The organism is Thiobaca trueperi (assembly GCF_004342175.1).
Classification (GTDB): domain Bacteria; phylum Pseudomonadota; class Gammaproteobacteria; order Chromatiales; family Chromatiaceae; genus Thiobaca; species Thiobaca trueperi.
The window spans coordinates 447,442-460,373 of the sequence record NZ_SMAO01000004.1 but is presented as its reverse complement, the minus strand read 5'-3'; the positions used below and the strand labels follow the sequence as shown (position 1 = coordinate 460,373).

The following is a 12,932-nucleotide window of genomic DNA, read 5'->3' as shown; positions in this document are numbered from 1 at the left end:
GGTTGCAGCATCAGCCGATTGAGCCTGAAAAGCGGTGGTTTGAACCACAAAGGCGCAAAGCGGAATTGGGTTGGAATGAGCGCTTTAAGCCTGCTACTCTGTACGGAAATAAACCGTATGGAGAAAGGGCATGCCCGAAGCCATTGAGCGATTCGACATCCGCTTGCCCGCCAACGCCAAGCAACTGCTGATGCAGGCGGCGGACATCAGCGGCAATACACTCACCGGTCTCGTTCTGAATGCGGCCCTGGACAAGGCGCGGGACATCCTGCGCAGCCACCAGCACTTCATGCTGAATGCCGAGGAATGGCAGCGGTTTACCGCCACGCTGGACCATCCCCCCGCGCCGAATGACGCCCTGCAAGCCGCCTGGCGCGACTACCAGGATGCCGGACTGGAATGAAAATCGTCGTCTTCGATCCCCGTCGCCACCGCCGCACGGGTTTTGCGTGCGGTCATGACGGGCTGGACGATTATCTGAAACGCTACGCGAGCCAGACGCTGCGCAATCGTCTGGCGCGGGTCTATGTGGCGGAGGACGACGAGGGCAAGGTTCTGGGGTATTACACCCTCTCTGCCGCGTCGCTTGGCTGCGACGAACTTCCCGAATCTTTACCCAAATACCCGGTTCCCGCTGTCCTGATCGGACGGATGGCGAGCGACCGCCAGGCACGCGCATCCGGTTTGCGCATTGGCTCGCACCTCTTGATCCACGCCCTCAAGCAAGCCCTCCGCGCCGCCGACGTGATCGGCATACGATGCGTAATCGTGGACAGCAAGCCGGAAGCCGTGGCCTTTTACCGTCGCTTCGGGTTCATACCCTTGACAGAAGATGGCCTGAAGCTCTATCTGCCGGTCAGCACGATCAAAGCGCTGGACGGACGCGACGACTGAGACGCTGCCGGGGGATGCCCGTTGCAGGAGGGGTAGAGCGCAGCGAAACCCATCATTAACGGCGTGCCTTAGTCGCTCTACCCATCCTCGCTCAGTGAAAAATGGTCTCGGGGGTATCAGCGGTAAGAATCCGATCCAGCCAGGTGTCCAGTTGCTCAAGCTCCGCCCTTTCAATGCGCTCGCGGTGCCTTTGCGCCGCTTCGGGACCGAACTTTCGATCAATCAGGCGCAACAGTGTTTTGGCTTCACCCTGCTGTAATCCCTGCTGCAACCCTTTCTCAATCCCCGCTTGTTCAACAGTCGTCACATAAGGCATACGGTGTTGCTCCTCGTAGGCATAGAGTTCTTGGCGAAAATCCGCCTCCAGCCCGGCGGGCAGGCGGATCATCCAGTCGATGAGGCGGAACAGCTCCAGGATCAGCGTCCGCTCGTAGCCGCGCTCGTACATCAGGCGGATAAGGCGGAATTTCCAGCCCTTGAGCGTCTCGGCCTCGGTGGTGATCTTGGCGCGGATCTGCGCCATGACCACCAGGGCGAAGACGTTGTCGCTCGCTTCCAGCTCCGTCCAGCGTTCCGGCTCGACGTAATCGAGCAGTTTGACCATCGGAAACCGGAAGGCGATCCCGCAACCCCAGCGGAGATGACGAAACTGGCTGGGGCGAAAGCTGGCGATGGTGTCGGTCAGGACGGCGAGGCTGACGACATCCAGGCCATACCGATCCCGTAGCCGGGAGTGGTAGACAAACATCCGCTCGCCAAAGCCGCTCTCAGGGTCGCCCTGGACTTCGACATGGATGAGCACCGCGATCTCATGACCGTCGCAGGCGCGCACGCGCACGAGTTTGTCGGCGTAGCGGCGACCGCGCGGGCTGTCGGCGCCGATCTGTTGCAGCTCCTTGTCGAGAAACACCGGCGCCATGCGCCAGTCGATCTGGGCATGAATGGCCGGGAACAGCAGCGCGAGGAACTCCGGGAAGAAGCGTTCCAGGGCTTCTTTCCAGGGGCTGTCATAATCGTTTTTGAGCGAGGTCTCGGCGCTTGGGTGTTCGGCTGTCATGGGGCGAGTGTAGTTGTAGGATTGGGTAGAGCGCAGCGAAACCCGTCATTTCCATCCTCCATCCACGTCAGTGATTGATGGGTTTCGCGACCAATCGGCATCTGTGGCAATAAATTAACGGCGTGCCATGGTCACTCTACCCATCCTACCTCGCTACCCGGCTATTGGATTCGTTCCGCAAGGATTATCTCCCCCTGAAGGAGGACTTCAATTACCGGATCATCAGAACTACCGCCTGACCAATACCTTTCTGCGACTGTCTTAGCCATTGAGTATGTGAAGTTGTTTCCGACAGCGTCAAACAGCGCCATGTCAAGCTCAACTGCTTGAGTGCAATTAGATGCATCAATGACGCAAGAGACACCACGCATTCCGTGCTCTTTTCGATAATGTGCGATGTCAGATTCGCTTTTGAATGCAAAGTAGGACATAAGCCTTGATGGAAGGTTATCAAACTTTTCTCTCCTGACCTTCTCAAAGAGATACTCCCAAAGCCTTGTTGCGTCCGATCCCGTCTCGAACTTGATGTCAAGCCTCTCAATAAGACGACAGGCCTCAAGGAATTCTTCTCTTTTCATAATTCGATTTGCGTAGTGGGAATCTCCCGGCATTACAGATGCCAGCGCTATGTCTGATCCACTCGAAAGAAGGTCAAGGCACACCGCTCCACCACCAGGCAAATTAATGAAGTTGGCCATAACCGCATACAAATCAATGCCAACATCATTTCTATCTGTTGCATCAAACAAATAGTCATAGAACTCTTCACGCTCAAATGGATCTCCAATTGAGCGTGAGTAATTCACATCTGATGTGTTAAATGAGGCGCCTTCCTTGTAGAATTTCTCATTAAGTAACTTGAACAACTTCACGATGACACTCCAGGTTGCGCTCCACCAAGGTTCCTGCGGCATCTAACGCCAGCCGTAACCGGCGCATTTGTAGTGAGCGCAGCGAACGAAAAATGCGTCCGAGTTCACGGCTTTGTTAGCGATCACTTCCCAACAAGCTCCTGCGCCTTCTTCACCAAAAACGAATGAAAATCCTTGTTATCAACGAATTGTTCATAGCCATCTCTGTCTTTGAAACGCTGAATACCCGCAGAAACTACCGCATCAACGGTATGTCTTCCGTTTCGCTTACATGCTCCATTTGCATACGCTACAACTCCGTTGACAGACGCCTTGAACTTTTCAACATTTGACGATGGAACGCCAATGTCTTCAGCGATGGAACTAAGAATTTCGCGCCACGTCCGCCCGTCGTCTACGTCGAAATGCATCTCCCCGGGCAGCACCCACCAATGGATATGCCCACCGTTTAGGATTGCCGTAAAATGTGACTCAGCATAATCGAATGGGGCAGACGGAAAGTCATTACCCCAACTCAGCGCATTCGCAATCGTTCCTTCGGTTCTTCCCGAAAACTCGGTGACACCGTTCCGTTCATAGGCGTACACAACATTCTCTGGAGCAAAGCTTGTCAATCTCTTGGCCGACGCAACAGGGGAGACTTGACACTCGCTAGCCAGCAAGCGATTAGCTTCAGCCAAATCCCGAACATTGGATAGCACGTCTTCAACATAATCTGTCGGCATAAGCAGCTCCGCCGCGAACACATTTGCTTCCGCCTCCACTTTCCAGTAGTGGCTTGATTCTTGAGCTTCTTCCGGGTTCACATGATCGATGATTGTGCCAACGTGCCACGGGATAATAACGTGGCCCAACTCATGCGCCATGGTGAACCGCTGCCGAATCGGCGGCATGTTTTGATTAACTATAACTCTTGTTGTCTTTCCAATGACTTTCAGATTCAACGAGATTCCATCTGCGCCATCAAAAGGTATGTGCGCAAAAATCAGCTCAGCGTATCTCCTAACTAATGACTCAACATCTATTGGGGGACTTAGCTTGTATTTCGCTACCAAGCGGCGAGCAAAATTTGCGGCGACGTCCACAGCTATTCCCACATCCCCTCTCTCTTGAGCCATCGCATTAGTTTTAATGCTTTTTCGGGGCCATCCGATCTCGCTGCCAAGGGAAGCGCTTCGACCTCACCTAGTATCTCGGATACGTCTCGTCCGAAATAGTGGGCGTTAATGATGTAGGGAAGCACGCCGGGATCTGCGACCCACAATGAGTATTCTGACTTCGACATTCCGAGGTAGCGATGCAAGGAAACTTTGCTATCGCCATCATGCCAAGAATCTACAAAGTCATCAATATCGTCTGGTAGCGCAAGCCCCGCAAGGCACTGCTCAATAAAATTAGACATCGATTGTCCTCCCTTTAACTGCATCTTTTATCATCGCTCCATGAGCCGGCTCAATTACCCCGAGGTGCTTGCCACGCTTATTAAACACCTCTATCTCTCCGTGTAGATGGTCCCACGTATAGATGCGCTTCCCATCATGGGATCGCCACCTTCTTTCTCCTGAGAAGACACCGATGTATTCGCAAGCATCCAGGAATGATGGTTTAGGTATTGGCACTGGCGCCATTGAGAATTCCTTACTCTTTCTTGCGCAGACCCAAGCCGGCCGCGGTTTTCGCTAACGACAATTCGACCTCAAAATTGACGCCGAATCCAGTGTGATTAAACCTCAAATGTGAGGCATAAAAATTTTCCACTCACAGCAAATGCTGTTTTTACCTTTATCTCCCAATGCGTTACATCTAATCTTCAGGTTTGATCCCTGTTTTTAGGCGGCATTTCGCTTGTCGAGCAAAAGCCTCGTTTACGGGATCAAGCCTTTCATCCTGTTCGATCACAAGCGAGGCTGGGTAAAGCGCATCTCGCGCTATCCCCAGCCACCATCAGATGCCACGCACTGAGCCAGAAGTGTAAAGTCGGAAGATGACTCAGGGAAATAGCGGTTAAAGCGAAACGTGACCGCTATCAACCTTTCGATGACGCCACCACCTGAGCCCCCTCCCCCGCTTCAACCGCCACGCCAGACTTCCCATGCACCATCTCGCGGAACCGCTGAAAGACGACATACAGCATCGGAATCAGGAAGATGCCGAGCAGCGAGGCGGCGAGCATGCCGCCGAAGACGGCGGTGCCCACCCCGCGCTGACTGGCCTCGCCCGCGCCGCTGGCGATGACGAGCGGCACCAGCCCCAGAATGAAGGCGAAGCTGGTCATGAGGATGGCGCGAATCCGCAGCCGTGCGGCCCTGGTCGCGGCGTCGAGGATGGCCGCGCCTGCCGCGCGCTGTTCCATGGCGAATTCGACGATGAGGATGGCGTTCTTGCTCGCCAGACCGATCAGGACCACGATCCCGACCTGGGCATAGAGATCGTTGGATAGCCCCGCGATCCAGAGCGCGGCGAGCGCGCCGAGCACGCCGATGGTGACTGACAGCAGCACCGCCGCCGGCATCGACCAGCTTTCATAGAGCCCGACCAGGAACAGATAGGCGAAGAGCACCGCCAGTCCGAGCACGATGGGCGTCTTGCCGCCGGCCTCTTTTTCCTGGAAGGCGGTGCCGGTCCACTCGAAACCAAAGCCGGATGGCAGGGTCGTGGCGGAGAGCCGTTCCATCGCCGCGATGGCGTCGCCCGAACTGCGTCCGGGCGCGGGACCGCCCTGGATGGTGACGCTGCGATAGTTGTTGTAGCGCTGCAGAAGCTGCGGCCCGAGGATCAGCTCCGGTGACATGAGCGCACGCAGCGGGACCATCTCACCCTGGCTGTTGCGGACATGGATGCGGTAGACATCCTCGAATGCCTGACGGTCGCGTTGCTCGCCCTGCACCTGCACCTGCCACACCCGCCCGAATCTGTTGAAATCGTTGACATAGTAGCCGCCGAGTGTGGCCTGGAGGGCGGTGAAGATGTCGTTGATCTGCACCCCCAGGGTCTGCGCCTTCTCGCGGTCGATGTCGAGATAGACCTGCGGGTTGTCGGTCGCCCAGGTTGAGAAGACCCTTGAGAGCGCCGGATCCTGATTGGCAGCCAGAATCAGCCCACGCATGGCGGCGGCCAGATCCTGCGGCGAACGTCCCTGGAGGTCTTCGAGCTGATATTCAAATCCGCCGCCGGTGCCGAGTCCGACGATTGGCGGCAGATTGAAGGGCATGACACGGGCGCTCGGCAGACCGATGGTCTGGGCGACGATGCGCTGGATCACCGCATCCACCTTGAGATCCGCCGTCGGACGTTCAGCGAATGGCTTGAGCCGGCCCACCACCAGGGCGCTGTTGGACTGCACGCTGCTATCGAGGATGCTGTAGCCGGGAACCGTCAGCACATGCGCGACCGCCGGATCCGCACCGATGATGGTCTCCAACTGCTTGACGACCTCCAGGGTGCGGTTGACCGAGGCGCCTTCAGGCAACTGGACCTGCGCCATGAAGGCGCCCTGATCCTCTTCCGGCAGGAAGCCGGTCGGCGTGACCGTGAACAGCCAGCCGGTCGCCAGACCGACACCCAGGATCAGGACCAGCACCAGCAGTGAGAAACGCACCAGACGGGCGACGATGGCGGCATAACCGTCGCGCACGCGATCGATTCCGCCCAGGATGTAACGCATCGGGCCACGGCGATGATGGGTCGGCTTGAGCAGAATGGCGCACAGGGCCGGGGCCAGGGTCAGCGCATTGAGCGCCGAGATCAGCATCGAGAAGGCGACCACGGCGGCGAACTGCTGGAACAACTGACCGGTGATGCCGGGGATGAAGGCGACCGGCAGAAAGACCGACAGCAGCACCAGGGTGATGGCGATGATGGGGCCGGTGATCTGGCCCATCGCCTTTTTCGCCGCCTCGCGCGGCGGCAGTCCGTCCTCTTCCATGATGCGCTCGACGTTCTCGACCACGACGATGGCGTCATCGACCACGATACCGATGGCGAGCACCACGGCCAGCAGCGAGATGGTATTGGCCGAAAAACCGATCATGAGCAGAAAGGCGAACGAGCCGATCAGGGCCACCGGCACCGCGATCAATGGAATCAGGGTCGCACGCCAACTGCCAAGAAAGAGAAACACCACCAGAATGACCAGCACGAAGGCTTCAAACAGGGTGTGAATGACCTTTTCCAGGCTCGCCTTGACGAAATCAGTGGTGTCATAGACGACCGCATACTCCAGATCATCCGGGAAGCGTTCGGCCAGCCGTTCCATCGCCGCCTGCACCCCGTTCGCCACCGCCACCGCATTGGCGCCGGGCGCCAGATAGATCGCCATCGCCGCCGTATCGCCGCCATCCAGCCGGCTGAGCGAATCGGACTGCTGGGAACCCAGCTCCACCCGCCCGATGTCCTTGACCAGCACGGTCGAGCCATCGGGGTTGGCGCGCACCACGATCTGCTCGAATTCGGCCACATCGGAGAGCCGCCCCTTGGTCTGGAGCGTGATCTGAAACTGCTGGTCCGCCGTCATCGGCTGGGCGCCGATACGCCCCACGGCGGCCTGGACGTTCTGGCCCTGGATGGCCGAGATGACATCCGAAGGGGTCAGACCCAGCGCGGTCAGACGATCCGACGACAGCCAGATCCGCATGCTGTAATTCAGCGCCCCGAACAGCGAAACCTGGCCGACGCCATTGATGCGCGACAGGGTGTCGATGACGTTGATGGTCGCGTAATTGCTCAGAAAGAGCGCATCGTAAGACTGCTTGGGCGAGCGTAACGCCACCACCTGAAGCATGGCGCTGGACTGCTTCTGTACCGTCAGCCCCTGACGCTTGACCTCGTCGGGGAGCTGCGCCATCGCGAGATTGGCGCGATTCTGCACATTGACGGTGTTGATGTCCGGGTCGGTGCCGAGCGCGAAGGTCACGGTCAGTGAATAACTGCCGTCGTTGCCGCTGCTCGACTTCATGTAGAGCATGTTATCGACGCCATTGATGCGCGATTCGATGGGCTGGGCCACCGCCGATTCGACCACGGCGGCATTGGCGCCGGGATAAGAGGCGGTCACCGAGACCTGCGGCGGCACGATGTCCGGGAACTGCGCGACCGGGATCTGGGTGATGGCGATCAGCCCGGCCAGGGTCAGGACGACCGAGATGACGATCGACAGCCGGGGCCGGTCGATGAAGGTATCCGAGATCATGATGCAGCGCCCTCGGTGATCGGCGTCACCGGCGCGGCCTTGACCGCCTGACCGGGCCGGACCTTCTGGATGCCCTCGGAGATGACCAGCTCGCCCTCCTTGAGTCCCTTCATCACAGCGATATTTGAACCTTTGGTCGGGCCAGTCTCGACGCGGCGGATCTGGGCCTTGCTGTCGGCATCGATGATCAGGACATAGACGCCTTGCTGATCGACCTGCAACGCCGACTGCGGGATGAGGATCGCCGATTCCGGCTCGCCGCTCTGGACCATCACGCCAACGTATTGACCGTCGATCAGGGTTCCATCGGGATTAGGCAGCGCGGCGCGCAGGGTCACCGAATCGGTGCCCTGATCGGTCGTCACGTCAACGAAGTCCAGATGTCCGGAATGGTCATAGAGCGTGCCATCCGGCAGACGAACCGTGACCGCCACGTCTTTCGGATCGCCACCCCTGGACTGGACATCGCGTCGGGCATCGAGCAGCTCACGCTGCGTGACGGGAAATTGAACATAGATGGGATCGCGACTGACGATGGTCGCCAGCACCCCGGACGAGGGGCTGACCAGATTGCCGACCGTGAGCTGCGCCAGCCCGATCCGACCGGCGACCGGCGCGATGATGCGCGTATAGCTCAGATCCAGTTGCGCCGCCGTGAGCGCCGCCTGGGCCTGGGCGATGCTCGCCTTGGCGACCGAGGCGGCGGCCTGGAGTTCATCGACCTTGGCCTGGGCGATGTTCTTCTGCGTCAGCAGTTCCAGACCGCGCTTGAGCTGGGCATCGGCGTTCTGCGAATCAGCCTGCGCCTTTGCCACATCCGCCTGACGCTGCTCGACGATGGCCTCGTATTGATCCGGCTCGATCAGAAAGAGCACATCGCCCACCGCGACCGCCTGACCTTCGGTAAAACGGCGCTCTTTCAGAAAGCCCTCGACCCGCGCCCGCAGTTCGACCCGATTCACCGCTGCGACCCGACCGACGAACTGTGCGGTCTCTTCGATGGTCTGGGATTTGGCGGCGACGGCTGTGACTGCCGGCGGCGGCATCGCGGGCGCTGCCGCCTGCTCGGGCCTGCCGCAGCCGGCAAGGAGCGCCAGGGTCATTACGATCAGAATGGACGCCGCAGTCCAGACGCGACGCTTAGACGGCTGACCGGGGATTGAGCAAGACGCCGGGACTGACCGCCGTGCCTGTAAAACCGAATCGAAAGCGTGAGTTGACATCGGTAGAGCGATCCTTGGAATGGTTTGCTGGAGGAACGGCTTTGGTAATGGTCCTGCGATCCAGGCGCACATCGAGCAGGGCGGAACCTAGCGCGAGACGCAGAGGAACGCAAGCAGGGCGAGATGCGCAGAACCAGTCTGGTGCAGCCGTGCAGATATCCCGCGACCGCATCCGATCATTGTCGTTGTCGGCTTTCGAATCTTCGACAACGACCACGAACGGCCTCGGGATTTCCAGTGTGCTGCTGCCGGAATGTCTGCGTCGGCACAGACAACGGTTTAGCCGTTGGACGGAACATAGCCGGCAGGCGGCTCGGCGCCTGCCCCAAAGAAAAAGGCCTCCATCTGTTCTTCGAGGAACCGGCGCGCATTGGGATCCAGCGGACTCAGGCGATTTTCGTTGATGAGCATGGTCTGGTGTCGCAGCCAGTCCTGCCAGACCTGTTTTGAGACCTGCGCGAAGATACGCTGGCCGAGTTCGCCCGGATAAGGCGGGCGGTCCAGACCTTCGGCTTCGCGGTCGAGCTTGATGCAGTGGACGAGACGGCTCATGCGGGTGCTCCCTGGTTCCTGTGGCGTGCGGCGTTCAGGCTGTCGAGAATGGCCTTGACCGGGGCTGGCAGACCGAGCGCCTGAAGCCCGGATGGATTCAGCCAGCGTTGGTCGTCGCGGTCGGCGATGCCGACGGGAAAACCGTCGAGACGAACCTGCGCGACCTGGATGGTCAGACTGAAGTGGCTGAAGGTGTGACGGCGCGGGGCGAACATTTCAACCCCGAGCGGCGCGACGCCAAGGCGGGCCAGACACCAGACGCCGGGTTCGGTGTCCGCCGTGGTCTCCGGCAGGCTCCAGAGTCCGCCCCAGATGCCACTCGGCGGGCGGCGTTCGAGCAGGATCTCGCCGGCTGGATTGATCGCCAGCAGCATCAGACAGCTTCGCTCGGGGAGACTCTGACGCGGGCGGCTGGCCGGCAGGTCGCGCTGTCGGCCCTGGGCGCGGGCGAGACAGGACACCGCGACCGGGCAGCGGTCACAATCCGGCCTGCTGCGGGTGCAGAGCGTGGCGCCCAAATCCATCATGCCCTGGTTGTAAGCACCGACGCGCGTCTGCGGGGTGCAGGATTCGGCCACTGACCAGAGCTGGGTCAGCACCTCGCGGTGTCCGGGCCAGCCGTCGATGGCGAAATGGCGGGCGAGCACCCGTTTGACATTGCCGTCCAGAATGGCATGACGCTGTCCGCACGCCAGCGACAGAATCGCCCCGGCGGTGGAGCGACCGATGCCGGGCAGCGCCTCGACCTGATCGAAGGTCGTGGGAAAACGGCCCTGGTGGACATCCCGAATCAGACCGGCGGCGCGATGCAGATTGCGCGCGCGGGCGTAATAACCCAGCCCGGACCAGAGCGCCAGCACGTCATCCACTGGCGCATCGGCCAGATCCAAAACGTCTGGAAAACGCGCCATGAAACGCTCGAAATAGGGAATGACGACGCTGACCTGCGTCTGCTGCAACATGATCTCGGAGACCCAGACGCGATAGGGCGTGGGCTCGCGCTGCCAGGGCAGACCGTGGCGACCGTGGCGGTCGAACCAGGCCAACAGATGGGCGGCGAAGGTGTCGGGCGGAAGGTCGTCCATTCAAATGCGGTTCGACTGGACGCGGCGCGGGGAAACTGGAGCGGGTGATGGGAATCGAACCCACGTTAGAAGCTTGGGAAGCTCCTGTTCTACCATTGAACTACACCCGCATGAGGGGGCGTAGTTTAGGCATTGCGCACGATGAAGGCAAGCTCAGCCGTCCATCCGATACATGCCGTCGATGGCCTCCTGATAGCGTTCCATCACGGCGGCGCGCTTGACCTTCATGGTCGGCGTCAGCAACCCGCTCTCGATCGACCAGGGTTCCAGGGTCAGGGTGACGCGGCGGATCTTGGCATAGCCGGGAAAACCGTGCAGCGCCAGACGGATGCGCTTGAGGACGTCCTTGTGCAGATGCGGATCATCCAGACTGGCGGACTGTCCGGGATCCAGACCGTATTCGCGGGCGAGCCCGCCCCAGAGATCGGCATTGAGCACCAGGAGCGCCGTGAGATAGGAATGACCCTCGCCGAGCACCACGACCTGATCGAACAGTGGATCCATGCTGATCGCCATTTCCAGATCGGCGGGCGGCACCTTCTCGCCGTTCGACAGCACCAGGATGTCTTTGAGCCGGCCCGTGATGAAGATGTGGCGACCCTCCATGCGCGCCTGATCGCCGGTGTGCAGCCAGCCGTCCTGGGTGAGGATTTTGGTGGTCGCGGCGTGATTGTTCCAATAGCCCTGCATCACATTCTCGCCCTTGACCAGCAGCTCGTCATCCGCACCGATACGGACCTGGATGCCACGAATCGGCACCCCGACACTTTCGGGGATGTTGGCGTGCAGCGGATTGAAACTGACCACCGGACTGGTCTCGGTCAGTCCATAGCCCTGGATCAGGGGCAGCCCGAGACCGATGAACGTCTGCGCCACGCCGGTCGGCAGCGCCGCGCCGCCGCTGACCGCGACCCGGATGCGCCCGCCGAGCCTGGACAGCACCTGCCCGGCGACCTTGCGCCTGAGCCAGGGCCAGAACAGCAGCAGCGGATGCCAGCCAGCGCGTCCCTGTTCGCGCAGAAAGGCGCGCCAGCCGGTCTTCACCGCCAGCCGGAACAGCCAGCGCACCGGCGCCGGGCGATTCTGCATCTGATCGAGGATACGCTGATGGACACGCTCGAAGACGCGCGGCACGGCGACGATGACGGTGGGACGAATGGCCTGGAGATCCTCGGCCAGTTGTCCCACCGAGCGCGCGTAGGCCACGGTGGAACCGGTCATCAGCGGCAGATAATAGCCGCCGGTGCGCTCCAGCATGTGCGACAGCGGCAGAAAGGAGAGAAAGACATCGTCCGGATAGACATCGATCAGCGTCACCACGGCATGGGCGTTGCCGAGAATATTGTGGTGACTCAGCATCACGCCCTTGGAGCGGCCCGTGGTGCCGGAGGTGTAAACGATGGTCGCCAGCTCGTGCGGATTGCCCTCCCGTTGCGGCAGGGCGGGCGCGGACTCGGGCAGCCACTGTTCGGCCACCACCACGCGCGGATCCGCCGCCGCCAGTTCGCTCGCCGCCCGACCCGGCTCCAGGATCACCACGCGCAGCGGCCAGGGCGCATCGCCGACGACCTCGGCCAGACGCTTCCAGCGCCCGGCATCCTGGATCAGCAGTACCTTGACGGCGGCGTCCTGGAGGATATAGGCGGCATTCTCTGCGCGGTCGTCGGTATAGAGCGGAACCGTCACCAGACCGAGCGAGAAGGCGGCCTGATCGAACATCACCCATTCGGGACAGTTGCGCAGCAGCATCGCCACCCGGTCGCCAGCAGCCAGCGGCTCGCCGGCCAGCGCCTGACGCCAGCGCGCGACCTGATCGCCCATCTCGCGCCAGGTCAGACCCTGCCAGCCTTTATCCCGTTCGAAATACTGGTACGCCAGACGGTCGGGCGAGCGCATGACACGCTGCATGAAGAGACCGTCCAGGGTTCTGGCGCGATCAACCGCGATCAAATCTTCGGACCATCGACTCACAGGGCTGTCCTCAGTCATCGTTATCGTCTGCGCGGTGGCGATCAGGCCGTGAGCGAGGGCCGATCCGGCCTTACCGCGCCTCAGGGTGCA

12 protein-coding genes and 1 tRNA gene are annotated in these 12,932 nt (G+C 60.4%); 2 read left to right on the top strand and 11 right to left on the bottom strand.

Going from position 1 to position 12,932, the window contains the following annotated elements; all coding sequences use genetic code 11:
* Positions 1-130 precede the first annotated feature (130 nt).
* Together EDC35_RS10195 and EDC35_RS10190 are read left to right on the top strand one after the other, a co-directional pair.
* Entirely contained in the window at positions 131-403 is a 273-nt protein-coding gene (locus EDC35_RS10195; RefSeq protein ID WP_132977131.1) for a type II toxin-antitoxin system TacA family antitoxin, read from the top strand.
* Positions 400-894, top strand: a complete 495-nt coding sequence (locus tag EDC35_RS10190; protein ID WP_132977130.1) for a GNAT family N-acetyltransferase — start codon at positions 400-402, stop codon at positions 892-894. The genes EDC35_RS10195 and EDC35_RS10190 overlap by 4 nt, the downstream gene beginning before the upstream one ends.
* A 91-nt stretch (positions 895-985) precedes the next feature.
* Here EDC35_RS10190 and EDC35_RS10185 read toward each other — a convergent pair whose 3' ends face one another.
* The 11 genes from EDC35_RS10185 to EDC35_RS10135 all read right to left on the bottom strand — a co-directional run bounded on the left by EDC35_RS10185 (position 986) and on the right by EDC35_RS10135 (position 12,842).
* The gene (locus tag EDC35_RS10185) at positions 986-1,951 is read right to left on the bottom strand and encodes an RpnC/YadD family protein (protein WP_132977129.1); all 966 of its coding nucleotides are present in this window, start codon (positions 1,949-1,951) and stop codon (positions 986-988) included.
* A 161-nt stretch (positions 1,952-2,112) separates the two neighbouring features.
* Entirely contained in the window at positions 2,113-2,823 is a 711-nt protein-coding gene (locus tag EDC35_RS10180; RefSeq protein WP_132977128.1) for a hypothetical protein, read from the bottom strand.
* Between the two features lie 122 nt (positions 2,824-2,945).
* Entirely contained in the window at positions 2,946-3,908 is a 963-nt protein-coding gene (locus EDC35_RS10175) for an ImmA/IrrE family metallo-endopeptidase (RefSeq protein WP_165903401.1), read from the bottom strand.
* A 2-nt stretch (positions 3,909-3,910) separates the two neighbouring features.
* Complete coding sequence (locus EDC35_RS10170; RefSeq protein ID WP_132977126.1) at positions 3,911-4,225, bottom strand: hypothetical protein; 315 nt, start codon at positions 4,223-4,225, stop codon at positions 3,911-3,913.
* Complete coding sequence (locus EDC35_RS19115; protein WP_132977125.1) at positions 4,218-4,451, bottom strand: colicin E3/pyocin S6 family cytotoxin; 234 nt, start codon at positions 4,449-4,451, stop codon at positions 4,218-4,220. The genes EDC35_RS10170 and EDC35_RS19115 overlap by 8 nt, the downstream gene beginning before the upstream one ends.
* 398 nt (positions 4,452-4,849) lie before the next feature.
* A complete protein-coding gene (locus EDC35_RS10160) occupies positions 4,850-8,011 on the bottom strand; it encodes an efflux RND transporter permease subunit (RefSeq protein ID WP_132977124.1) in 3,162 nt (1,053 codons plus the stop codon).
* Complete coding sequence (locus EDC35_RS10155; protein WP_243651589.1) at positions 8,008-9,114, bottom strand: efflux RND transporter periplasmic adaptor subunit; 1,107 nt, start codon at positions 9,112-9,114, stop codon at positions 8,008-8,010. Before EDC35_RS10155 ends, EDC35_RS10160 begins: the two co-directional genes overlap by 4 nt.
* Before the next feature lie 399 nt (positions 9,115-9,513).
* Positions 9,514-9,786: an oxidative damage protection protein gene (locus EDC35_RS10150; protein WP_132977122.1), complete on the bottom strand. Its 273-nt coding sequence runs from the start codon at positions 9,784-9,786 to the stop codon at positions 9,514-9,516.
* The gene (gene mutY, locus EDC35_RS10145) at positions 9,783-10,871 is read right to left on the bottom strand and encodes an A/G-specific adenine glycosylase (protein WP_132977121.1); all 1,089 of its coding nucleotides are present in this window, start codon (positions 10,869-10,871) and stop codon (positions 9,783-9,785) included. The genes EDC35_RS10150 and mutY overlap by 4 nt, the downstream gene beginning before the upstream one ends.
* Positions 10,872-10,907: 36 nt before the next feature.
* Positions 10,908-10,981: transfer RNA gene (locus tag EDC35_RS10140), tRNA-Gly, on the bottom strand.
* A gap of 43 nt (positions 10,982-11,024) precedes the next feature.
* The gene (locus EDC35_RS10135) at positions 11,025-12,842 is read right to left on the bottom strand and encodes an AMP-dependent synthetase/ligase (protein ID WP_132977187.1); all 1,818 of its coding nucleotides are present in this window, start codon (positions 12,840-12,842) and stop codon (positions 11,025-11,027) included.
* Positions 12,843-12,932 lie beyond the last annotated feature (90 nt).